The 23,458-nt window shown below is 60.4% G+C and carries 22 protein-coding genes; 10 read left to right on the plus strand and 12 right to left on the minus strand.

From position 1 onward, the window contains the following. The first annotated feature begins 1 nt into the window (after window position 1). On the plus strand, window positions 2-733 hold the full coding sequence (locus tag LA304_RS15460) for an ABC transporter ATP-binding protein (protein WP_224504063.1): 732 nt from the start codon (window positions 2-4) through the stop codon (window positions 731-733). Between the two features lie 18 nt (window positions 734-751). On the opposite strand, the gene LA304_RS15465 is transcribed toward LA304_RS15460, so the two are convergent. After that, window positions 752-1,528: an SDR family NAD(P)-dependent oxidoreductase gene (locus tag LA304_RS15465; RefSeq protein WP_224504064.1), complete on the minus strand. Its 777-nt coding sequence runs from the start codon at window positions 1,526-1,528 to the stop codon at window positions 752-754. Continuing rightward, the gene (locus LA304_RS15470; RefSeq protein ID WP_224504065.1) at window positions 1,529-3,220 is read right to left on the minus strand and encodes an FAD-dependent oxidoreductase; all 1,692 of its coding nucleotides are present in this window, start codon (window positions 3,218-3,220) and stop codon (window positions 1,529-1,531) included. A gap of 158 nt (window positions 3,221-3,378) precedes the next feature. Here LA304_RS15470 and LA304_RS15475 point away from each other — a divergent pair, with 158 nt between their 5' ends. Together LA304_RS15475 and LA304_RS15480 are read left to right on the plus strand one after the other, a co-directional pair. After that, entirely contained in the window at window positions 3,379-4,284 is a 906-nt protein-coding gene (locus LA304_RS15475) for a helix-turn-helix domain-containing protein (RefSeq protein WP_224504066.1), read from the plus strand. A gap of 86 nt (window positions 4,285-4,370) precedes the next feature. Beyond that, the gene (locus LA304_RS15480; protein WP_224504067.1) at window positions 4,371-4,937 is read left to right on the plus strand and encodes an NIPSNAP family protein; all 567 of its coding nucleotides are present in this window, start codon (window positions 4,371-4,373) and stop codon (window positions 4,935-4,937) included. Here LA304_RS15480 and LA304_RS15485 read toward each other — a convergent pair. Further along, the gene (locus LA304_RS15485) at window positions 4,934-5,689 is read right to left on the minus strand and encodes an SDR family NAD(P)-dependent oxidoreductase (protein ID WP_224504068.1); all 756 of its coding nucleotides are present in this window, start codon (window positions 5,687-5,689) and stop codon (window positions 4,934-4,936) included. The two genes, LA304_RS15480 and LA304_RS15485, sit on opposite strands and share 4 nt — an antisense overlap. A gap of 211 nt (window positions 5,690-5,900) precedes the next feature. Here LA304_RS15485 and LA304_RS15490 point away from each other — a divergent pair, with 211 nt between their 5' ends. Further along, complete coding sequence (locus tag LA304_RS15490; RefSeq protein ID WP_224504069.1) at window positions 5,901-6,674, plus strand: SDR family NAD(P)-dependent oxidoreductase; 774 nt, start codon at window positions 5,901-5,903, stop codon at window positions 6,672-6,674. 65 nt (window positions 6,675-6,739) lie between these two features. Here the strand turns inward: LA304_RS15490 and LA304_RS15495 are convergent, their stop codons facing one another. The 3 genes from LA304_RS15495 to LA304_RS15505 all read right to left on the minus strand — a co-directional run bounded on the left by LA304_RS15495 (window position 6,740) and on the right by LA304_RS15505 (window position 9,796). Next, window positions 6,740-8,281 carry a tripartite tricarboxylate transporter permease gene (locus LA304_RS15495; RefSeq protein ID WP_224504070.1) on the minus strand — a complete coding sequence of 514 codons (1,542 nt, stop codon included), beginning with the start codon at window positions 8,279-8,281 and terminating at the stop codon, window positions 6,740-6,742. A gap of 12 nt (window positions 8,282-8,293) precedes the next feature. Continuing rightward, on the minus strand, window positions 8,294-8,725 hold the full coding sequence (locus tag LA304_RS15500) for a tripartite tricarboxylate transporter TctB family protein (protein WP_224504071.1): 432 nt from the start codon (window positions 8,723-8,725) through the stop codon (window positions 8,294-8,296). A gap of 81 nt (window positions 8,726-8,806) precedes the next feature. Continuing rightward, complete coding sequence (locus LA304_RS15505) at window positions 8,807-9,796, minus strand: Bug family tripartite tricarboxylate transporter substrate binding protein (protein ID WP_224504072.1); 990 nt, start codon at window positions 9,794-9,796, stop codon at window positions 8,807-8,809. 168 nt (window positions 9,797-9,964) lie between these two features. Between LA304_RS15505 and LA304_RS15510 the strand changes: the two genes are divergently transcribed. The 4 genes from LA304_RS15510 (at window position 9,965) to LA304_RS15525 (ending at window position 13,758) form a co-directional block, all read left to right on the plus strand. Then, window positions 9,965-10,636, plus strand: coding sequence for a response regulator transcription factor (locus LA304_RS15510; protein ID WP_224504073.1), 672 nt, complete (start codon window positions 9,965-9,967; stop codon window positions 10,634-10,636). After that, window positions 10,629-12,044, plus strand: coding sequence for a sensor histidine kinase (locus LA304_RS15515; RefSeq protein ID WP_224504074.1), 1,416 nt, complete (start codon window positions 10,629-10,631; stop codon window positions 12,042-12,044). Before LA304_RS15510 ends, LA304_RS15515 begins: the two co-directional genes overlap by 8 nt. Next, complete coding sequence (locus LA304_RS15520) at window positions 12,041-13,096, plus strand: ABC transporter substrate-binding protein (protein WP_224504075.1); 1,056 nt, start codon at window positions 12,041-12,043, stop codon at window positions 13,094-13,096. The genes LA304_RS15515 and LA304_RS15520 overlap by 4 nt, the downstream gene beginning before the upstream one ends. Before the next feature lie 164 nt (window positions 13,097-13,260). Further along, window positions 13,261-13,758 carry a flavin reductase family protein gene (locus LA304_RS15525; RefSeq protein WP_224504076.1) on the plus strand — a complete coding sequence of 166 codons (498 nt, stop codon included), beginning with the start codon at window positions 13,261-13,263 and terminating at the stop codon, window positions 13,756-13,758. Window positions 13,759-13,813: 55 nt separating this feature from the next. Here LA304_RS15525 and LA304_RS15530 read toward each other — a convergent pair whose 3' ends face one another. From LA304_RS15530 to LA304_RS15555, 6 genes are all read right to left on the minus strand, one after another. After that, window positions 13,814-15,700 (minus strand): bifunctional sugar phosphate isomerase/epimerase/4-hydroxyphenylpyruvate dioxygenase family protein, encoded by a 1,887-nt coding sequence (locus LA304_RS15530; RefSeq protein WP_224504077.1) that lies wholly within the window; start codon window positions 15,698-15,700, stop codon window positions 13,814-13,816. A gap of 12 nt (window positions 15,701-15,712) precedes the next feature. Then, window positions 15,713-16,546: a shikimate dehydrogenase family protein gene (locus LA304_RS15535; protein WP_224504078.1), complete on the minus strand. Its 834-nt coding sequence runs from the start codon at window positions 16,544-16,546 to the stop codon at window positions 15,713-15,715. 2 nt (window positions 16,547-16,548) lie between these two features. Continuing rightward, window positions 16,549-18,045: a tripartite tricarboxylate transporter permease gene (locus LA304_RS15540; RefSeq protein WP_224504079.1), complete on the minus strand. Its 1,497-nt coding sequence runs from the start codon at window positions 18,043-18,045 to the stop codon at window positions 16,549-16,551. Beyond that, the gene (locus LA304_RS15545) at window positions 18,045-18,614 is read right to left on the minus strand and encodes a tripartite tricarboxylate transporter TctB family protein (RefSeq protein ID WP_224504080.1); all 570 of its coding nucleotides are present in this window, start codon (window positions 18,612-18,614) and stop codon (window positions 18,045-18,047) included. The genes LA304_RS15540 and LA304_RS15545 overlap by 1 nt, the downstream gene beginning before the upstream one ends. 115 nt (window positions 18,615-18,729) lie before the next feature. Next, the gene (locus LA304_RS15550; RefSeq protein WP_224504081.1) at window positions 18,730-19,734 is read right to left on the minus strand and encodes a Bug family tripartite tricarboxylate transporter substrate binding protein; all 1,005 of its coding nucleotides are present in this window, start codon (window positions 19,732-19,734) and stop codon (window positions 18,730-18,732) included. Between the two features lie 167 nt (window positions 19,735-19,901). Then, a complete protein-coding gene (locus LA304_RS15555) occupies window positions 19,902-20,816 on the minus strand; it encodes a LysR family transcriptional regulator (RefSeq protein WP_224504082.1) in 915 nt (304 codons plus the stop codon). A 107-nt stretch (window positions 20,817-20,923) separates the two neighbouring features. On the opposite strand from LA304_RS15555, the gene LA304_RS15560 reads away from it, so the two are divergent. Continuing rightward, window positions 20,924-22,618: an FAD-dependent oxidoreductase gene (locus LA304_RS15560; RefSeq protein WP_224504083.1), complete on the plus strand. Its 1,695-nt coding sequence runs from the start codon at window positions 20,924-20,926 to the stop codon at window positions 22,616-22,618. Continuing rightward, the gene (locus tag LA304_RS15565) at window positions 22,615-23,430 is read left to right on the plus strand and encodes a sugar phosphate isomerase/epimerase family protein (protein ID WP_224504084.1); all 816 of its coding nucleotides are present in this window, start codon (window positions 22,615-22,617) and stop codon (window positions 23,428-23,430) included. The genes LA304_RS15560 and LA304_RS15565 overlap by 4 nt, the downstream gene beginning before the upstream one ends. Window positions 23,431-23,458 lie beyond the last annotated feature (28 nt).

Raw genomic sequence — 23,458 nt, forward strand, 5'->3', positions numbered from 1 at the left:
TATGTCTGCAATGCTTGAACTCAAAGACCTCTACGGCGGCTATGGCAAGATCACCATCTTGAACGGCACGACCTTTTCCATCCCGCGCGGGACGATCACTACGGTGATCGGACCCAACGGAGCGGGCAAATCGACGGTGTTCAAAGCCATCTTCGGGATGCTCGACATCCACTCCGGCCAGATCATTTTCGACGGGGAGGACGTGACGCGGTCCTCGCCCAAACAGATGATCGGCCATGGAGTCACCTACGTGCCGCAGGGCCGCAACGTCATTCCGCAGCTGTCTGTCTGGCACAATCTGGAGATGGGCGGGATCACGTCCAACGATCAGGCGAGTGTGAAGCGCCGTATGGAGCTCGTCATGGACCAGTTCCCGATGTTGCGCCAGTTCAAGGACCGCAAAGCGATCGAGCTTTCCGGTGGTCAGCAAAAGCAGCTCGAAATTGCACGCTCTCTGCTGTTGGACCCGAAGATGGTGCTCATCGACGAGCCGTCCATCGGTCTGTCGCCGAACCTCGTTCAGGAGGTGTTCGAGACCCTCAAAGCGCTGCGCGATGAGGGGGTGACGATCCTCATGGTCGAGCAGAACGCCAAAGCCGCGCTTGCGATGTCCGACTACGGGATCGTGCTCGAACTCGGTCAGATGCGCATGCACGACAAGGCCGACAAACTTTTGGCCGACCCGAAGGTCGGCCAGTTGTTCTTGGGTGGTCATATGGAGGAGGTGGCCTGAGCCACCTCCCTTAACATGTCACTCGGTAAATCCGGGACGGGGGACGCTTCCCATCAGGGTCTGGCTCAAGCCCCCGTCCACCACAATTTCCTGACCGTTGATATAGCTGGCGCGTTCCGAAGCAAGGAACGCGGCGGCATTTGCCATGTCATCGGCGGCGCCGATCCGGCCAACGGGCACGCGGCGCTCGCGGGCGACTTTGACCTCGGTGTTGGCATAGAATGGCTCCGACATGGGTGTCAGGACGAGACCCGGGGAGACGACGTTGGAACGCACGCCCTTCGGTCCCCACTCATAGGCCAAAGTGCGCGAGAGCATCGCGACAGCGGCCTTGCCGGGCGAATAGGCGCCGGAGAAGGGCTGCGGCTGGCTCGCCGAGATCGACGCGACATGAATGAGCGCGCCGGTGCCTTTCGCAATCATCTGCGCGCCAAACGCCTGCGCGGTGATGAAACACCCGTCGAGGTTCACGCGCAACATCGCCTGCCAGTCCTCAAGGCTCAACTCCTCAAGCGGTCCGGGGCGCAAGATACCCGCGTTGTTCACGAGCACATCGGCCCCGCCGAGCTTGGCAATGCCCTCTGCCGCCTGCACGACAGACGCAGGATTGGACACGTCGCATCCGAACCCGTAACCGCCCACATCATGCGCAGCCGCTTCGGCATCCTCGGCGCGGTAGTCGAGGGCCACAACCGTGGCCCCCAATTCCTTGAACGTCGTCAGCATGGCACGGCCGATCCCGCCCGAGCCTCCGGTGACAACAACGCATTTTCCAGTGAAATCAATCCAGCCCATTTACGCCACTCCCGCCAGATGACGGCCCGTGATGTAGCCGAAGGTGAGTGCAGGCCCGAGGGTAATCCCCGCGCCCGGATAGTTGCCGCCCATGATCGAGGCGCGGTCGTTGCCCACCGCATAAAGCCCCGCAATCGGGTGATGTTCGGTGTCGAGAACCTGACCCTCAACCGTGGTTTGCAGACCGTCAAAGGTCCCCAGATCGCCCATAATGACCTTGAGCGCGTAGAACGGGCCCTCGGTGACGGGCGCGACGCAAGGGTTCGGTTTGACCTCCGGATCGGCCAGATATCGGTTGAACGCCGTGCTGCCACGTCCGAATTCGGGATCCTCGCCGCGCACCGCGTCTTTGTTGTAGGCCGCAACGGTCTCTTTGAGACCCGCCGCATCAATGCCCGCGTTCTTCGCGAGTTCATCGAGTGTCTTGCCGGACACGAGATAGCCGTTCTTCAGATAGGGCGTGAGCGGCACGGGCGCGGGTTTCGCGTAGCCGAGACCGTATTTGCGGATCGTCGGACGGTCCGCGATGAGCCAGCAGGCGGTCTCTTTCTGACCTTCGCAGGCCTTGATCAGAGCCGCGCCCACGTCGTGGTAGCTCTCGCTTTCGTTGGTGAAGCGTTTGCCATTCGCCAGAACGCCGATGATCCCCGGTTTGTAACGGTCGAGAAGGTGCGGGAAGGCTTTGAACCCGCCCTTGTGCGGCACCTTGGACACGGGCATCCACGCGGAGGTCTCGGAGAATTTGACGTCAAACGCGCCACCGACCGCACGGCCAAGGTCAATCCCGTCGCCGGTGTTGTCCTCTGGCACAGGCGAGAGGTGTTCGCCACCGCGCCGCAGATGCGGGTAGGCCTCTCGGATTTTCTCGACATCATGGGCGAAACCACCTGCGGCCAGCACAACGCCTTTCGACGCCCGCACCGTCACAACACCCATCTCGCCTTTAACCTTCGCGCCAACAACGGCGCCGTTTTCGGTCAAAAGCTCGGTCGCGGGGCTGTCAGTGTAGATCGGAATCCCGAGATCAAAACAGCTCTTCGCCAGACGTGCCGCGAGTGCGTTGCCAGAGGTCACATGCGTGCCGCGCCCGTACCGTGCGACTTCGGCGGCGTGAGCCGCGAGACGCTTGGTCACGTAGGCGAAGGACACGACGCTCTTTGTCGCGTTGAAGAAGTGTTTGATGTCGGCGTTCGAGGAATTGAACATCATCCCCATGAAGGTGATCGTGGAGAGCGGCGGGCGCAGACGCTTGAGGTCTTTGCCAAGGCTGCTCGTGTCAAACGGCGCCGCCGTGATGGAGCGCCCCACCTGAGCCCCACCCGGAGCGTCGGGATGGTAGTCGGGATAGAAAGAGGGCACGAATTTCACTTCGGTCTCGCTCTCAAAGAAATTGATCGCTTTGGGCCCGTTCTCGAGATAGGCGTCGACCGCCTCGGCCTCGAAAAAGTTGCCGGTTTCGGATTTCATGTACTCGCGCGCCCGCTCTACATCGCCGGGGGCGCAATGTTCATTGCCCGGAATCCAAAGAACACCGCCCGAAAAGGCGGTGGTGCCACCGAAGACCGGTGCTTTTTCGATGATGATGACGTCGAGTCCGTTCTTTTTGGCCGTGATCGCGGTGGACATGCCACCCGCGCCAGAGCCGATCACCAATACGTCACAGTGCGTGCCGTCCTTGAGGCGGTCTTGCATCGTTTCTCCTCCAGTTGTGCGGCGGAAATGAGCCGCCTCCCTGTGACGAGATATGCCAAGCAGCCGCGCATTCGCGAATGGACGGACGCCGAAATTCATTGCACAATTGACCAACGCATCCGGAGGAGGAGCCGGATGCACAGCGGAGGAGAAAAGGGATGCTGCACGTCAAAGAACAGCTAATTCCACGTATTTATCTATATGGTGAGGAGCTTTCGGAGGTCGAACTTGACTTTGTTCATGTGGAGCCAATCCGCGATCGCTCCGGCGCAAACGATTGGACAATTCGTCCGCACGCGCACCCCGATCACATCCAGCTTCTCTATGTCGAACATGGCGGCGGCGAGATCCGGATTGAGTCGCAGACCTATCCGATCCCCGTGCCTGCGATGATCGTCATTCCGGTGGCGATGGTGCACGAAATCCACTTCCTTCCCGGCACAGACGGCCATGTCATCACGGCGGCGGGCACATACGCAAAGGCGATGACCCAAGGGGACGCGCGCTATGGAGAGGCGCTCGCGCATCCGGCGGTCTATCCGCTCCAAGGGGATGAGGCGAATTGCGGGGCGCTTAAGGAAAGTTTCGAATGGATGCGCCGCGAATATGTCTGGACTGCCCCCGGTCGCCGCCTCGCGATCAAGGCACAGTTCGAACGTATTCTCGTGGCCCTGATGCGCCTGCGATCCGACGCGGGGAGCATTGATCCGCAGCGTGTTGACCGCGATTATGACCTGCTGTGCCGCTACCGCGAGTTGCTAGAAGCGCACTTCAAAGAGCAGAAAGCCCTCGAATTCTATGCCTCCAAACTCGGTGTCTCGATCCAGCGATTGAACCTTGCTTGCAAGGCGCGGGCGGACAAAACGGCCTCTCAACTCCTCCATGAACGCGTGGTGATCGAGGCAAAGCGTTGTCTCATCTACATGACCATGACAGTCGCGGAGGTGGGTTATGACCTCGGGTTCGAAGACCCGGCCTATTTCTCGCGCTTCTTCTCTCAACGCGTCGGTGTGCCGCCGGGGGCGTATCGGGAGGCGCGTCTCGCGGAACGTCAGAAAGCCTGAGCGAATTGTTCAAGTGAAACCGCGTATCCTGCATGTTTTGGGCGGATCGGGAATGGAATTGTCCAAGCGGAAATTGGGAGGGCAAGATGATCCACGAACTGCGCGCATATGACCTGAAACCCGGCACGGGACCGGCCTATCTGTCATTGTTCATGAAACAGGGCATCGGTGCGGTAACGCGGCATTTGCCGATGGCGGGATATTGGCTCACGGACACGGGGGCGCTCAATCGGCTCTATCATCTCTGGATTTACGAGAGCCTTGAGGAACGTGCGGCGGCGCGTGTCGGGCTTGGGGCCGATCAGGAATGGACCACGGGGTTTGTGCCGGAAGGGTTTCCCCTGATCGTGTCGCAGCGCAATATGCTCATGGAACGTCTGGAGGGCGGGGCGATGCTGGATGCGGCTGAAGCAGGGCGGAAGACCAATCACCCGCACGCCCCCGATGCGCCTGTCTTTGCCGACGGAATGCAGAGCATCACGTTCGGAGCTGATGCAGACAGTGACCAACCCATTGTCGGGCGCTGGCGCGTGGTCTCGGGGGAGACTGTCGGAGAGATTGTGACGCTTTGGGGGGGGGATCCGATGGCGACCGCCGAAGGCGCCGAGCGTCATGAAATCCTCCGCCCAATCTCTGTGTCGCCGCTCCGTTAAAGATCGTCCGCCGCGCCGTAGGCCATCCAACCGGCATCGACCGAGAGGGTCGATCCGGTGATGGCCGAGGCCGCAGGCGAACACAGAAATACAATGGACTCCGCGATCTCGGACGGTTCGATCATCCGCCCGAGTGGCACCCTGCGCAGGATTTTGTCCGTGTCGAGAAGCCCGTCTTTGATCAACCCGCGCACGAGGTCGGTGGCAACATAACCCGGCGCGACGGCGTTCACACGGATGCCGGCACGGCCCCACTCGGACGCCATGGATTTCGTCATCGCGACCAATCCGGCCTTTGCGGCTCCGTAGGAATTACGACGGGGCAGGCCAGTGAGTGCGGCGATGGAGGCGAGGTTGACGATGGCCCCGCCATGGCCCGCGGCGAGCATCACCTTCGCCGCCTCACGCGCCATGAGGAAACTGCCAGCAACATGGATGTCGAGCATCCGGCGCACATGGTCGATGGTTTGCTCGGTCGTCGGGATGTTCATGTCTCCAATGCCCGCGTTGTTCACCAGAATGTCGACGGTCCCGATGGTCTCAAAGGCGGTTTTCACGCCGACTTCATCCGTCACGTTGACCGCAAGGCCGAGATGCCCGTCGCCCAAGAAGGCCGCTTTCTCTGCCGCCAGTTCGCCATTCATATCGAGAATGGCCACCCGCGCCCCGCGCGCTGCAAAGAGTTCTGCCACGGCCAACCCGATGCCCGACGCGCCCCCTGTGATGACGGCTGTTTTTCCTGCGAAACTCATGGACACTCCTCCCTAGGTCTTAACGCGTATTCTCGGCGCGATAAGGCAAAGTCGCGATGCACAGGCCACAGAGAATATTGGAGAATTCCGGTTCTCTCGGCCGAAAATTCAAGCCGCCTAGCGATGTGTCCATTGTTGCGGTCGTGCCGCTTTGCGACGATGGCCTCAACGCACTTAAATCTGCGAAAAAATAAGGAATTGGAGGAAGTTTATGCGCATTATGTTGACTGGCGGGAGTGAAGGGATCGGGGGCGCAACCCTGCGCCAGATGGCCCGCGAGGCGCAGGCCCGCGGCGATGAAATCAAGATCGTCACCACCGCCTCAGGCCGCAAACCAGCGCCAGCAGAGTTGATCGCGGAATTGGAAGGCTTCGGTGCCGAAGTTTTGTTCCTAACGGGCGACCTCGGCGACGCAGAGGTGGCGCGTGAGATTGCGGCTAAATCGCTCGAGTTTCTAGGTGGTCTTGACGTGTTTGTGTCGAATGCAGGCGCGGGGAAACCGGCCCCGTTGGCAGAGCAACCGCTCGAAGAATGGGACCGGATGTTCAATCTCAACGTCCGCTCGACCTTCGTTCTAGCGCAGGCCTTCTATCCGGCGCTCAAAGAGTCCAAGGGCGCGATTGTGGTCGTCGCGTCCATGTCGGGCATGCAGGCCCATTTGGGGCAGGCGGCCTACGCGCCCGCGAAAGCGGCGGTTATCTCGCTCGTTGAAAACCTCGCGATGGAATGGGCGCCGGATGGCATTCGGGTCAATGCCGTGGCACCGGGGATGATCCGCACGCCGCTCACCGCTGCGATCTATGAAAAAGAGGGGCTTGAGGAAGCACGGTCCAAACGCGTGCCGCTCGGACGCGTGGGCAAACCCGAAGACATCGCGGCCGTGATCGCCTTTCTGGCTTCAGAGGGCGCAGGTTATGTGACCGGACAAACCCTTCTCGCGGATGGCGGGGTGTCTGCGACGGGCCTGAATAATCTCCCTAGCTGAACAAAAAAGAACCGGCCCCGCGTGACTTGGGCCGGTTCTCAGGTTCTCGACGGGTCCAGTGAGGATCAGTCGGAGATCGCGCCTTCTTCGTCGCGGGGCGCGTGCATTTGTGCTTTCACCTTGCGGCCGATGATGAGCGGCAGGATGAAGCCGATGATGGCGATGGACCAGAGTGCGATGGACAGCGGGCTATCCACGAGGGTCCACCAGTTGCCGTTGTCGATGCTGATCGCGCGGCGCAGGTTGTTCTCCATCGAGTTGCCGAGCAGCGTGCCGAGGATGATCGGAACGAGCGGCACGTCGAGCTTGCGCAGCACCCAGCCCATGACACCAAAGCCGATCATGACAAGCAGGTCGAAGGACGAGCCGGAAATCCCGTAAATCCCCACAAAAGACACCATCGCAACGATCGGCATGAGGATTTTCGGCGGCACCATGAGAACGCGGGTGAACAGGCCGATCATCGGGATGTTCATCGCCAGAAGCATGATGTTCGCAATGAACAGCGCCGCAATCAGGCCCCAGACCACGTCAGGGTTCTGCGAGAACAGCAGCGGGCCGGGCGTGATGTTCAGAGACAGCAGCACGGCGAGCAGAACAGCGGTCGTGCCGGAGCCCGGAACACCGAGCGCGAGCATCGGAACGAGTGCACCACCAGCGGCGGCGTTGTTGCCTGCCTCAGGTGCAGCCACACCACGCGGATCACCTTTGCCAAAGGTCTTGCCATCCTTGTCCACGAGACGTTTCTCGAAGGAGTAGGAGATGAAGGACCCGAGCGACGCACCAGCCCCCGGAAGGACACCCGCGAGGAAGCCGAGGAACGTGGAGCGCACCATGGTCGGGGTGGTTTCTTTGAGCATGGACATCGGCGGCGTTAGACGGCCAACGCGGATCTTCGCGGTGTCACCGTCTGCATCGCCGTGACGGTGTTCGAGGAAGATGAAGACCTCGGACAGAGCGAACAGACCCACGATAGCGACGAGGAAGTCCAGACCGTCATAGAGGTGCACTTCGCCGAAGGTAAAACGCGGGACGCCGGTTTGAGTGTCCACCCCGATCATGGCGAGGCCGAGGCCGAGCGCGGCCGCAAAAGCGGATTTGGCTTGGTTCGTGGAGGACACGCCGCCGAGCGTCATGAACGCGAGGGCAAAGAGCGCAAAGTATTCTGCCGGTCCGAACAGGAGTGCGATTTTCACGAGCTGCGGCGCGAGGAAGATCAGGCCCCAGGTCGCGAAGAACGCACCGACGAAGGACGCGATGCCGGAGAGGGAGAGAGCTTGACCGGCCATGCCCTTTTTCGCCATCGGGTGCCCGTCGAGACAGGTCATCATCGCGGGTTCATCGCCCGGAATGTTGAGCAGGATGGACGAAATACGACCGCCATACATCGCGCCGTAGTAGACCGACGTGAGGAGGATGAGCGACGGCGTCGCGCCGAGGCCGAGGGTGAAGGCGAGCGGGATCAGAATGGCCACGCCGTTCGACGGGCCGAGACCGGGCAGGGCGCCCATGATCGTGCCGAGAAAACAGCCCAGAAGGGCGAGCATCAGGTTTTGCCACGTGAGCGCGATGGCGAAACCGTCTGCGAGAGACATCAAAGTATCCATAAGACCTCTCCTTTAGAAACCGAGCGGGCCACGCGCGAGCGACAGGCCGAGGACGAGATGGAAGACAGCGTAAATGCCGACGGATGTGCCGATGCCTGTGATGACAGACGCAATCACGCCGGAGCCGAGGCGCCATGTGAGATAGGTGGCGGCAAACGCGGTCGCGAAAACAAAGCCGATGACCGGCAGAAGTTCAGCGTAGAGCACCATGACGACGACAGCCGCGACGATTTCGACAAAGCGCCCGAGGCTGGGCCATGTCGGCGAGGCGTCGGGTTTGAGGGCGATGCTGATAGAGCTCAGGCCGAGAACAACGGCGATGATAAGCGGGAAGGCTTTCGGGCCTACGGCGTCGGACAGGAAGCTTTCTTCGATGGCCAGAGCCGCAAAGGCGAACCCGATGGCGAGAAGAAGACCGACAACACCAAAGATGCGATCACTCATGGTGGTCTCCTTTTGGGATAATTGCGAGACGGGGCGCCGCATGTGGAATGCGACGCCCTGCTTCGGAGGGATGACTACGGCTTACTTGATGATGCCGATGTCACGGGAGATCTGCTGAATCTGGGCGACGCTGTCGGCAACGAAGGCTTCGAACTCGGCGCCCTGCAGGTCGAGCGGAGCCAACCCGTTGTTTGCCATGATCTCTTTCCATTCGTCAGATGCATAGAGGTCAGCGATTTTGGACACCCATGCGTCATAGGCTTCGTCGCTCATGTCGCCCGGTGCGTAGAAGCCGCGCCAGTTTGCGCCGATGGCGTCAACGCCTTGCTCACGTGCGGTCGGGAACTCTGCGAATTCACCGCCGAGACGTTCGGGGGCGAGCACTGCGATCACGCGGATGTCGCCGCTGTCGACAAAGCCTTTGGCTTCGGAAATGTCACCGGTGAAGGCCTGAACGGAGCCTGCGAGCAGCTGGGTCACAGCTTCGCCACCGCCATCAAACGCGATGTATTTCACGGTGCGGACGTCTTCGACGCCGTATGCGTTTGCTGCGATCAGGACTTTGAGGTGGTCCCAGCCGCCAACGGCAGAACCGCCAGCCACGGACACAGCGGTCGGGTCGGATTTGACCATCTCGAGCAGGGTCGGGAGATCGGTGATCTCGCTGTCTGCGGCCACGGCGATCACACCGTAATCAGCGCCCACGGAGGAGAGCCAGCGTACCTGATCCATGGTGTTGCCCGGATAGGCGCCTTGGGCGAGACGGGTCGCCGTGGCCGAGGAAGCGGCAACGATCAGGTCGTTGTCATCGCCGCGCTTGTTGACGACTTCTGCAAAGGCCACGCCACCGCCGCCACCGGCGAGGTTGACGACCTGCATGGTTTTCTCGAGCAGACCTTGGTCCTGAAGCGATTTGCCGACCTGACGGCAGGTGAAGTCCCAGCCACCGCCCGGGTTTGCCGGAGCGATACATTCGGGGTTCTCAGGGGTGAAACCGTCTGCGAATGCGCCAAGGGTAGTTGCGCCGAGCAGAGCGGCAGCGAGGGTGAGGCGGGTTGCCTTGATGATCATGTGTAAACTCCTCCACATATTTTTCGTTCGGGCCGTATGGCCGCCCGATGTCCGCAGCTTTCGCACCACATGTTTGCGGTCTCCTCGCGAAAGGCTATGAAGGAGGTGTAATCGGCAAAGCTGTCACGAACCTGTCATCACTGACAGGCTGATGCTTTCGGAGGGATGATGCGGGTATTAATCGTTGAAGATGCGGCAGACGTCGCCGAGGCTATTGCCATCCGTCTGGGTAAATCCGGCATGGCCTGTGATCTCGCAGAGACCTGCGAGGATGCGGAAGATTTCCTTGCAGTTCAAAGGTATGACGCGATTGTCCTCGACATCAACCTGCCGGATCGCAACGGGATTGATCTCTTGCAAGACCTGCGCGCGGGCGGAGACCGGACGCCTGTTCTGATGCTCACCGCGCTCTTTTCTGTCGATGATCGTGTGTCGGCCCTGAACCTCGGGGCCGACGATTATCTCGTCAAACCGTTCGATCAACGCGAACTCGAAGCCCGCCTTCGTGCCCTTGTCCGGCGCGAGGCGGAGCAGAAATCCGATGTGGTGACGCTCGGGCCGCTGAGTTTTTCGCCTGCGGGGCTGTCCGCGACACTCGACGGTGTGCCGCTCAACCTTACGCGGCGCGAGGCGACGCTTTTAGGGCTTTTGTTGCGCAATCAGAAGACACCGCTCAGTAAAGCGCGGCTTTATGATGGTCTCTTTGCATTCGATGACGCCGACGTCGGTCTGAATGCCATCGAGCTCTACATCGCCCGCCTGCGCAAAAAGCTCGCCTCCTCAACGGTCTCCATCGAGACCCAGCGCGGGGTTGGCTACAGGATTTTCAACGATGGATAACCGGCGGACTGGCATCTCCGGCGCCCCACGCACCGAACGTTCCGTGTTGTCAAAGGTGATGGGCGGGGTTCTGTCGCTCCTGGCCATGGGCGGCATCCTTATCACGATCGCGGCCTTCGCCTACGGCCGCAACGCCGCGCGGCAGTCGTTTGATCGCATCCTGCTCGGCGCCGCCAACGACATGGCGGAAACCATTTTCGTGCTCGACGGGAGACCGATTGCGGATATTCCCGTGTCCGCGTTCGGTCTCTTGGCGCTCGCCGAAGACGACCGCGTGTTCTATGCCGTTCAAGGGCCGGATGGTGCGGTTCTGACGGGCTATGACGGCGAGGGGAAGAACCCGAACCTCAGGGACGTGCTCACCGAGCCTATGTTCTATGACAGCCGGATGCAGGGCGAAGGCGCGCGGTTTGTCACGGTCGCGCGGCGGTTTTCGGAACGCGACTTCTCCGGTGCGGTCTATGTAACGGTTGGACACACTTTGCGCGCACGCAACGCCATGGCACTGGATCTCACGCGCGGGGCCGTTTTGGTCACGGGGGTTGGCGGGATTGCACTCCTGCTCAGTGCGTTTTTTGTGATCCGCTCGTCGATGAAACCGTTGGAGCGTCTCACCCGCGATCTCTCAGAACGTGATCCCTATGACCTCACGCCGATGCCCGCGCAGGGACCGGCGGAGGTGGCCGTCATGGTCCATGCATTGAACCGCTTTATGCAGCGTCTGGATCGTCAGGTCGGCGCGATGAAACACCTGATTTCCGACGCAGCGCACCAGTTGCGCACGCCCGTCGCCGCCATTCGCGCCCAAGCGGAACTGGCGATTGAGGACGATGACACGCGGCGGGGCGCGCGTCTCGACCGTCTCGTGAAGCGGACGCGGTCTCTCGGGACACTGCTCGATCAGATGCTGTCGCGCGCGATGGTGATGCACCGGACGGACAACGCGCCGCCGGAACCGATTGACCTGCGCGATGTGGCGTTGAATGTGTTCGAGGAAAACGACCACGAAGTTCTCGCGCCTGACGCGTCGGTCGATCTCTCCATCGGGGAGGTGCCGGTCGTCGTGATGGCGGATGAAATCTCACTCGGCGAAGCGGTGAAGAATATGCTGGCGAACGCCATGCGCCACGGCGTGCCGCCCGTGATGATCGGCGTCTCGGAGGGCGAGGGTGTCGGTGTGATCTGGGTTCAGGATTGCGGAGACGGCCCGCCAGAAGAGGTTCTCAACACAATCGGCCAGCGGTTCGAACGCTCCGCCGCCTCGAAAGGGGATAGCGCGGGGCTCGGGCTGTCGATTGTCGATGCGGTGGCCAAGGCATTTGGCGGTGAGGTGCTCATGGAGCGGGTAGAGGACGGGTTTCGCGTCTCTCTGAGGCTCCCGACCCGAGATGAGGAGACACGCTCATGATGCTGCGGAGATTTGCCAAATGGGCGACCGTCTTTCTAACGCTCTCCGGTCCCGCGCAGGCACAGGAGGCCGTAGAGGTTTTCACCGCGCCAGACAGCGCGCCTGTGACGACGCTTTTGATCCGGTCCACGACCGACATCTCGATCTTCTCCGATCTGCTCGCGGCATTCGTGGCCGCCAATCCCGATGTCGAGCTGCGCTATGAACAATGGGGCTCGAACGCGCTCTATGCCGACAGTCGCGCCGCCTGTGACGGTCGAAACAGCTCTGCGGATGTGGTCATCTCCTCTGGGGTGCATCAAATGATCGATCTGGTGAACCGCGCGTGTGCGAGTGCTTACCGCTCTGAATTTACGTCCAATTTGCCGTCTCAGAGACGCTGGCGCGATGAGCTTTGGGGCATCACCCGCGAAGCGGCCGTGATCATCTACAACAAAAACCTCGTGTCCGCGGACGAAATCCCGCGCACGCGTTTTGGCCTCTTGGATCTCATGCGCCGGTCCTCGGATGAGTATCGCGGCAAGATCGCGACCTATGACATCGAGGCCTCCGGTCTCGGGTTTCTCTTTGCCTTCATGGACAGTCAGCAGGCGACGACGTTCGGCGGGATGTTAGAGGCTTTCGCCCGCGTTGATGCCGTCGCGACCTGTTGCTCTGCCGAGATCATCGCGGCCGTGGACAGTGGACGCTACAAGTTCGCCTATAATGTCCTCGGGTCCTATGTCACGACAGCGCCGCATGAGAACCTTGGGGTGATTTATCCCGAAGACTACACCATGTTCCTGTCCCGCGCGTTGATGATCCCGAAAGGGGCGCAGGAAAAGGAAACTGCAGGGGCATTTCTCGATTTCCTGCTGTCGGGCGCCGGGCGGACGCTCTTGGCGAAAGCGGATATGATTCAGGAAAACGACGGGGATGAGCGGGCGCGCTCTGACAGCACAGAGCGCTATATCCCGATTGATCCGACACTCCTCGTCGCGATGGATGTGCATCGGCGTGAGCAGTTCATCGCAAAGTGGCGCGATAGTTTCGGGGCGATTGGAGAGCCGTGAGACCCCCGACGCGCTCCTGAAATCGCGGTGGCGCGATTGAGTGGGTGGACCACGTCCCAGTTGCGCCCTAGATGTCGGGGAAGACTTGTTTTATGGAAGCCCGACCTGTCCCGACTGATCGGGCGTATTCTATGCTCTGCGGAACCTTGAAGGGGAACTTACTCATGACGATCAGCAAAGAGATGTTTCGCTCGTCGATGTCGTTGTTTCCCGGGGCGGTGACGCTGATTACCGTGGGCGAGGGCGACGAGCGCCGTGGATTGACGGCGACGGCCGTCTGTTCCCTGACCGACGAACCGCCGAGCCTCCTGATCTGTGTGAACCGAAAGGTTGACGCCTGCGACGTGATTTCGCGCGAAGCGAAATTCAGTGTGCAGCTTTTGGCAGAGAGCGAGAATGATCTTGCGATGCGGTTTGCAGGCGCGGGCGGCACACATGGTGCGGAGAAGTTTGACGTAGGACACTGGACGCAGGACGCGCTAGGTCTGCCGGTTCTGGAAACGGCGGTCGCGTCGCTGTCCTGCACGGTAACCTCCGAGAGCGACAATGGCTCTCACCGCGTCTTTATCGGACGCATCGACGAGGCGCGCCTTCGGCCCGAGGCGGGCAATGCGCTCGTCTATGCAAAGTCGCGGTTTCATCGAATCGAAGAGGCCGGCTGATCCGGCGATCAACGCGTAAGTCTCGGAAATTCAGAAGAATTCGATTGCGCCGATATCAGCGCAGCGGCAGGCCCTTGGGGCTCAGTTTGCGCTTTTGGGCCGCGATCCGGAACGGTGCGTTCGGTGCGCCATAGCCCGCATACCCGTCGCGCTGCAGGATTTCAAAGAACATCCCGCCCGCGAAGCTACCGGAATACATCTGAAAGAACTCGCCCTTGTCATCGCGGTCGTAGAGGATGTTCGCGGCCTGCATTTTCTCGATCAACCCCGGAGGAAAGTCGAAACGGGCCTTGAGATCGGCATAGTAGTTCGGTGAGATTTGCAGAGCTTCGAACCCTCGCTCCGACAGTTTGTCGGCGGTGTCGAAAATGTCCTTGGTCGCAAGGGCCAAGTGCTGAACCGACGCGCCGAACGTGTCGGCGAGGAACCGGCCTGCCAGCGTCCGGTGTGTGTCGGCACCGTTCAGGGTGATCCGCAGTTTGTTGTCGCGTCCGGAAATGACCTGAGACCGCACCAAGCCGTCAGGGTCGATGACATCGACCATCGGGCTTTTGTTCACGTCGAAGATAGACGTGTAGAACAGCGTCCAGCTCAGCATGTCCTCATAGCTCATCGTTTGTGCTACGTGATCAATACGCTCTAGTCCGGCACCGCGAAGGTCCGTGTTTTCAATCGGTTCGAATTCAATCTCCCACACGCGCTCAAGGCCGCTGGTCTCGTCGATGAAGTGGAGCACAGAGCCGCTCAGACCGCGGACCGCAGGGATTTCGAGTTCACCGACACCAAGCGGTTGGACAAAGGATTCCGCGCCCGTCGCCGTTGCGCGGGTGAGGGCATCCTTGGCGGAGTCGACCGTCAGGCCGAGATCACAGACGGTTGTGCCGCGCGCGTTGAAGGCATGTGCGGCGTGGCCTTCGCGTTCTTCATTTACCACGAGGCGGATGTCGCCCTGTTGCCAGAGCGTGATCTCTTTGTTCCGGTGGTTGGCGGCGGGGGAGAAGCCGAGCGTGCTCAGGAGCGTGCCGAGCTTTTCGGCCTCTTTGCCGCGTGATGCGAACTCGACAAAGGACACGTCGCCGGGTTTGGCGCGTGCGGGCAGGTCCGGCACATCGATCTTCAAATCGGGTTCCGCGCGGTGAACATCATCCATCAGCGCAACGAGCGAGCGATAGCCGTCACGCGCCAACTGCCGCGTGTTTGCGCCACGGAAGTAGTCGTTGAAAATCTCGAGCGACACCGGCCCGCTATAGCCCGTCGCCATGACAGCGCTCATAAAACCGACCATGTCGAGATCGCCTTCGCCGGGCATATTGCGGAAGTGGCGGGACCAATAGAGCAGGTCCATGTTGATCAGAGGCGCGTCGGCCATTTGAACGAAGAAGATTTTGTCCCCCGGCACAGACCGGATGCTAGCGGGGTCGAGTTTGCGGCTCAGGGTGTGGAAGCTGTCGACGATGAGGCCGATGTTCGGATGATCCGCACGACGCACGATTTCCCATGCATCGCGGTGATCGTTGACATGTGTGCCCCACGCCAGTGCCTCATAGCCCACGCGCAATCCGCGTTTGGCGGCGCGTTCGCCGAGGTCGTGGAAGTCATTGGCGGCACGGTCAATCCCGCCGAGAGACTGAGGGTGCACAGTCGAGCAAACGAGCACCAGATCGGTGCCGAGCTCTTCCATGAGGTCGAATTTGCGCTCCGCCCGATCGAAGGCTTTTGCGCGCATCGGCTCCGGCAAGCCTTCGAAATCGCGAAACGGCTGGAAAAGCGAGATTTCGAGACCGTGATCGCGGATCATATTGCCCACGTCGCGCGGGCTGCCGTCATAAGCGATGAAGTCCTGTTCGAAAATTTCAATCCCGTCGAAGCCCGCCGCAGCAATGGCTTCGAGTTTTTCGCGAAGATCACCGGAAATCGAGACGGTCGCAATTGAAGTTTTCATAGGTCTTTCTCCTTATGCAAGAAGGTCTTGACGCAGTTTGTCCTCGTCGAGCGGAAGGCCCGTGAAGAGTTTCCAGGCATGGACGCCTTGGAAGAAGAACAGCTCCCAACCCGAGATAATGTCGAGGCCGCGCGCGGTGCAGTCGGTGAGGAACTCGGTGTCGGCGGGGGTATAGACCGCGTCGAACGCCCATTTTGCGTCTCCGATGGCATCGGCGGGGAGGGGGGTGCCCTCTTTACCCACCATACCGACCGGTGTGCAGTTGATGAGACCGTCCACGCCATTGGCGGCCTCGGACGGGGTGTCATAGACGGTGACGGTGGTCTCCGGCGATGCGGCGCGCAGATCGGCGGCGAGGGCTTCGCCTTTGCTGCGGTCGAGATCACAGAGACGGATTTCAGGCGCGCCGAGGGCGATCAGCCCGAAAGCCACCGCCCGCCCCACACCACCGGTGCCGATCATGAGCGTTCGACCCGTGGGGGCCTCGCCACGCTCGCGTTTGTAGGCTGCGACGAAACCGGAATAGTCGGTGTTGTAGCCCTTCGGGGTGTCGCCCTCGAAAATCACCGTGTTACAGGCGCCGATGGCCCGCACGAGCGGATCATCGATTTGCAGTTTGCCGATCACCAGTTCCTTATACGGATAGGTGATGTTCGTGCCCCGATATCCCTTCGCGCCAAGGCCGTCGAAGATCGCTTCCCAATCCAGCCCCATGTCTTTGGGAACGAGCCGGTCATAGCGGACGCGTTTATCATTCTGCTCTCCGGCAAGTTCATGCAGCCGCGGGGAGCGGGAGGCGGCGATGTTGTCGCCGATCAGGCCAAGGAGAATATCAGGGGCACTCATTTTCAGGAGCTTTCTTTCTTGCGGAACTTTGTCCAGAGCGGGGTTTGGGACACGAAGATCAGGACAACAGCCATGAACAACACAAGCGACAGCGGGCTTGTGAAAATGCCATGGAAGAAACGCCCGAGGTCTTCGCGTTCGGAGATGATCGCTCGCCTCCAGTTGTCATCGAGCAGGCGCGAGAGAATGACGCCGAGGATGACAGGGCCGAGCGGATAACCGTAGTGCCGCATCATGTAGCCGATGACGCCAAATCCGAGCATCCAGTAGACGTCGGTGATGGAGTTGTTAACCGCATAGGCACCCACGATGGACAAGAGCAGGATCAGCGGGATCAGCACAGCGCGCGGCATTTCCACGATCTTGGTGAAGAGTTTGATACCCGTCAGGCCGAAGAGCAGCATGAAGAAGTTCGCACAGACGAGCGCACCGACGATGAACCAGAACATATCCGGTTTCTCGATCATGAGCATCGGGCCGGGGTTCAGGCCGTGGATGAACAGGGCGCCGATCATAATCGCGGTCACGGCGTCACCCGGAATACCGAGAGTCATCATCGGGATGAAGGCGCCGCCCACGGCCGCGTTGTTCGCGGTTTCCGGCGCCACGAGCCCTTCCATCGCGCCTTCACCGAAGGGACGCTCTGGGTTCTTGGTTACGCGCTTGGCGTGGTCGTAGGCCATGAGCGCTGCAATGTCGCCGCCGGTGCCGGGCAGGGCGCCGATGATCACGCCGAGGCTGGAGGTTTGAAGGCTCAGCGGCAGGTATTTCTTGATCGTGCCAAAGGAGGGCACGATGCGGTTGATCTGCTGGCGCACGGCGTCCTTGTTGACGTGGTGCAGCTGCATGAGGGCCTCAGACACACCGAACATACCGATCATAACAGCGATAAAGTTGATGCCGCCGCGCATCAGCGGGATGTCAAAGGTGAAACGCTCCGTAAAGGTCAGCGGGTCCATACCCACCGCGCCAATTGCGATCCCGAACGCACCGGCGAAGATGCCTTTGATCAGGGAGCCGGAGGACAGAGAGCCGACGAGAAGAATGCCGAGCACAGCGAGAAGCATGTAGTCGCGCGGTTGGAATTTGAGCGCGAAATCAGAGACGAAGGGCGCGAGCAAGGCGAGCACACCGATGCCGATCAGGCCGCCAAAGAAGGACATGACCGTGGTCGTGCCGATCGCTTCACCGGCTTCGCCACGTTGCGCCATGGGATAGCCGTCGAGGGCGGTTGCAATGGCCGAAGGCGCACCCGGAATGTTGAGCAGGATCGCCGTGCGCGAGCCGCCGTAAACGCCGCCCATGTAGATGCCGATCATGAGCGAGATTGCGGGCAGAACGTCCCAGGAGAAGGTGAACGAGATCAGGATCGACACCGCCATCGTGACTGACAGGCCCGGGATGGCGCCGACATAGACGCCTGCAAAGGTCCCGAGGCCGACGAGCAGGAGCAGTTCAAGATGGGTGAAGATCGTGAAAAAGGCGAGAAAGGCGTCCATTATGCTCCTCCTGCAAAGAGGTTACGGAAAAACTGGATGATTTCTGCTTCGGGGATGATGCCCGCTGGTATCAACACGGAGAAGACGATGCGGAAGATGAGGTAGATCAGGAGCAGACTGCCGAGACCGACCGTGATCGTGAAGCCCCAGCTGCGGCGCGCAAGGATCTTGATCGACGCCACGAGGAAGAGCGCCGAGGTGGGCAGGAAGCCGAGCGGTTTCAGAAGCAGGCCATAGACCACGAGGAAGGCTGCGAGCACGAGGACCAGCGGCGGCGTGATATCGACCATGAAGGTCTCATCCGCAGTGAGTTTCAGCCGCGCGGCTTTGAACAGCAGAATGACCGCGCTGACCAACATCACAAATGTTGTGGCCATCGGGATTGCACCCGGACCGGACAGGGCCTCAAAACCGGAGATCCCGTAAGCTTCCCAAAGAAGGAACCCCGAAAACGCGACCAGCACGATGGTGAATGCCAGTTCGCCGGGACGGCGCTCGGATGCGAGGCCCCCGGGCTGCGCGTCGGCGTGGCCCTCATGGCTTTCGTCGTGAACGTGCTCGTGATTCATGATGCCTTCCTCCTCGGTATCCCTCACCAGAATTGGAAAGCGCCGCCCTTTCGTGAAAGAGCGGCGCTTCGTCGCTCAGGAACCGAGCTTACAGAACGGTCCCGAAGTCAGTTGATTATTCGCCCGGACGTGCGATGCCGAACTCTTCCGGGGATGCTTTGGTCAGACCAGCGTCCTGCAGAAGCCAGCTGGTGCCTTGCTGCCATTTGGTCAGGAAACTCTGGGCTTCGTCACCGGAGATGTTCATCAAGGTGAACCCGCGGGACGCCATCAGGTCAACAAAATCCTGATTGGTGGCGGCTTCTGCATAGGCGCCTTGGAGCTTGGACACGATGGCTTCATCGGTGCCTTGCTTCACGAACACGCCGAAGAACGGGCCCCACGGCAGGTAGGTTGCGAAGCCTTCGTTGAAGTCAGTCACAGCCGGAACGCCCGGGAGGTATTCGTTGGCCGTGGTGTCCATGATCGCGAGCGGCTTCATGTTGCCTGCTTTGATCGCCTCGATGGAGGCACCAAGCACCGCCGGCATCACGTCGATTGCGCCGCCTTGAAGTGCGGTCAGGGCAGGGCCGTCACCGTCGTAAGGGATGGAGATGACGTCAAGTTCGCCTTCAACGGTTTCGATCATCGCGGTCACAACAGACGGCAGACCGCCCGGACCGGTGGAGCCGATGCGAAGTTCGCCCGGGTTCTCCGCGATGTAGGCCATCATGCCTGCGTAGTCATCGAACGGTGCGTCGTTGTTGGCCACGAGGATTGCGGTGCCGCGGGCAAGGATGTTGATCGGAACGAAGTCGCTGTAGTCTTTGTCGCCGAGGCCCATCACTTTGTAGAGCAGCGGGTTTTCAGCGCCCATCAGCAGCTTGTAGCCGTCTGCATCTTCGTTTGCGACGTGGTTGAGTGCGATTGCGCCAACGCCGCCGGTCATGTTCTGCATGACGACCGTGCCACCGAGAACGTCTTCTGCGTGCGGGGTCACAGCGCGCATCACGGTATCGGTGGAGCCACCTGCGCCCCACTGGATGATACCCTGAATTTCTTTCGTCGGGTAATCCTGCGCGATTGCTGCAGACGTCATCAGGCTCAGCGCAGACACTGCGCCAATTACAAATTTCTTCATGAGTTTCCTCCCATTGAATATACGCTGGATACCCCTCCGCATCCGGCCTACGACAAAACGTCGCGCATTTTTGGGATAACGTCAAATACCGAAATTTTCGAAATATTAACTTTGTGTTAATATTGGGTGAATTCGTAACGAAACCCCTCGAAAGATGGTGTTAGCGCTCAAGTAGACAGTGGTTCACGCGCCGCCAGAGTGAGTTCTCGCTTGAATTGGGTGATGGCATACTCGGCAAAACTCGACAAAACACGGCCCTGTTTGGTCACGACATAGCTTTTGACGGAGGTCGGTTCCTTAAGCGGGCGACGGACGATTCCCGGCATATAGACCTCCGCGACCGAGAAGCGATCAATGAGCGCGACGCCGAGCCCGTGGCGCACAAGGCTCACCACAGTCTGAGCAAAGCGCCCGCGCATGCTGTGCCGCACTTCAAGTCCCGCTTCAAGGAACGGTCGGACGAGCGACGCCCCATAGGGATCTTCCGGATCGACCCCGACGAGCGGTTCGTCGATCAGATCGAACACAGAGATCTCCTCTTTCTCGGCGAGGCGGTGCCCCTCCGGCAACACACAGACAAGGGTGGTCTCCGCAATCTCCTGCGCCTCGATGCCGGGGTTATCTACATTGGAGCTCATGATCACAAATTCACCGCGTTCGAGAAGAAGGTAGTCGACCGTTTCCTCGATCTTTAGAATATTGAGGTCGATGTAGAGATCAGGGAAATGTTCCCGAATGTTGCGGATCGCGCGCGCGGCGATGAACTGGGCGACAGAGGGCGCAGAGGCGAAGGGAAGGTTGACGTCCTCACCTTTCTTCAGGCTCTCTAGCGCAATCTGAAGATTTTCGACGCCCTTATAAACGGTGCGGATTTGGTCAAAGACGGCCTGTGCTTCGACGGAGGGGACAAAGAGACCCGCGCGCCTTTCGAACAGTCGGAGGTCCAGGGTTTCTTCTGTATGCTTGATCAATCGGCTGATGCCGGGGGCGGAAACCCCGAGATATTCCGCCGCGCCAATGATGGTTCCGCGCAGCATCACGGCCCGAATAACTTCGATCTGTCGCAGGGTAATGTCACGCATTTTGTCGCCCTAATTAACATAAGGTTAAGGTGAGTTAATCATTGATACTTGAGGTTAACCCGTCAACCGTGAAAATCGTGCGCGAGACTGAGGGGGAGCGAAGAGATATGACTGAACATCCATCCGTAGAAAATTTCGATCTTGTTGTGGTCGGGTCTGGCGCAGGTGGCCTGAGTGCGGCTGTAACCGCTGCCGTGAAAGGCCTGCGGGTTGCCTTGCTTGAAAAAGAAGACGTGATCGGCGGCACTTCCGCATGGTCCGGTGGCTGGATTTTCGCGCCTCGGAACCCCGTCGCCGTCCGCGCGGGGATCAAAGAGGACATCTCTGCGCCACGCGACTACCTAAAGGCGGTGACGGGCAACTTCTTCCGGGCCGAAAAGGTCGAATCCTTCCTAGAGAATGCGCCCGAAATGGTTGGGTTCTTTGAGGAGGAGACCGCGCTCGAATTCGAGGGCGGGCTGGTCATTCCGGACACCTACGGCCATCAGCCGGGGGCAGGCACGGGCGGACGCTCTGTTATTGCCGCACCGTTTGATGCACGCGAACTCGGTGACACGTTGTCCCTCTTGCGCGAGCCACTTCCCGAAACGTCCTTCAAAGGCATGACGATCCAGTCGGGGCCTGATCTCAAGGCGTTCATGACCATGACACGCTCTCCCAAAGCGTTTGCCCATGTGACCGCCCGCGTCGTGCGCCACTTCCGTGATCTCGCGTTCCACGGGCGGGGCATGGACCTGCGCAATGGGGCGGCGCTGATCGGGCGTCTTCTCTTGTCGGCGAAACAGGCGGGTGTCGATTTCCGCGTGTCGCAATCTGTGTCCGAACTCATCGTCGCCGACGGGACTGTGCAGGGCGTCCGCATGCGCGACGGTTCAGAGCTGCGTGCAGGCCGTGGTGTTGTGCTGGCTTGTGGTGGTTTCGGTCATGATCTCGCCCGCCGCGCCGAATTGTTCGAACGGAATTCCGAGAACCTGACCTTGGCTGTGCCTTCTGCGACCGGCGATGGTTTGCGTCTCGGCGAAGGGGCAGGGGCGGCGCTTGATACCGATCTGGCGAGCGCGACGGCCTATTGTCCGGTGTCGCATGTCACATGGCCGAACGGCGACACGGGCACCTTCCCGCACATCATCGACCGCGGCAAGCCGGGTCTGATCGGCGTGCTTCAAAGCGGGAAACGCTTTTGTAATGAGGGCCTTGGCTATCATGACTACGTGACCTCTCTCCTCACAGCCGTGGACGAGTCCGAGCCCGCGCGTTCGTGGCTCGTGTGCGATCACCGGTTCCTGCGCCGCTTCGGGTTGGGCATCGTGCGTCCTGCGCCCGTGCCGTTCAAATCGTGGGTGAAGACCGGCTATCTCAAGACCGGTCGCTCGATTGCGGAACTGGCAACGGCCTGCGGCATTGATCCGGAGGGGCTGCAAGAGACCATCGCGCATTGGAATGAAAACGCACGACGCGGCGAAGATCCTGAGTTCGGGCGCGGCTCGACCCCCTACATGCGCCTCCAAGGCGATCCGGAGCAGAAACCGAACCCGAACGTCGCCCCGATCGAAACCGGCCCGTATTACGCCGTCGAGGTTGTTCCTGGCAGCTTCGGCACCTTCGCGGGGCTCAAAACGGACGGTCTCGCCCGTGTGCTCACAGAGGAGGGCACTCCGATTGATGGCCTCTATGCGGCCGGCACCGACAACAGCAGCGTCTTTGGCGGGTTCTATCCTGCGGGCGGGATCAATCTCGGGCCTGCCATGACCTTCGGCTATGTCGCAGGACGACATGCCGCTTTGAAAGAAGACAACGAATGACACGCTTCCTCTCTGTCGCCCATCTGACCGCCATTGATCTCGCACCGCCCGCCTTTATTGAGGCGTCTGCGCGTGCGGGCTTTGACGGGGTCGGGCTGCGCCTCCTCAAGGTGACAGACACGTCCCCCGGCTATCCGCTCTATAACGACCCCGCGATGCTCCGCGCGACGAAGGCGGCGATGGCGGCGACGGGTGTCGGTGTGGGGGATATCGAGTTCCTTAAACTCACGCCGGAGATCAGCGTGAAAGAGTATGAATGGATGCTCGATACGGGCGCAGAGTTGGGCGCCAAGCATCTGATCACAGCGCCATACGATTCCGATCTGGTGCGGCTCTCTGATACGCTCGCAGCTTTCTCGGAGGCGGCCATGCAGCGAGGGCTGAAAGTGATCCATGAGTTCTTCCCGTGGACCTCTGTGCCCGATCTTGCGACCGCGCTCGAAGTGATCGAACGCGCCGGTCCTGACGTCGAGTTGTTGGTGGATAGCCTGCACTTTGACCGCTCTGGATCGTCCCTCGACATGCTCTCCAAAGTTGATCCCGCACGGATGCCGTTTGCCCACCTGTGCGATGCGCCCGTGCAGCCGAGTTATACGACGGACGAGTTGCTCCATACCGCGCGCGAGGACCGCTTTGCGCCAGGCGACCGGCAGATTGATCTGCGTGCCTTCGTTGAGGCGCTTCCAGACGACTTGCCGCTTGCCTTGGAGGTGCCGATGGGGCCGCTACAGGCCGAGATCGGGTCCGAGCGGGTGCTAGAGCACGTGTATCAAGGAACGCGGGCGTGGTTGGGTGAGACGGTTTCGGTCTAAATTCCTTCACGCTGAGGAAAGAAAAAGG

The organism is Celeribacter litoreus (assembly GCF_020165855.1).
In the GTDB taxonomy this organism is placed as follows: domain Bacteria; phylum Pseudomonadota; class Alphaproteobacteria; order Rhodobacterales; family Rhodobacteraceae; genus Celeribacter; species Celeribacter litoreus.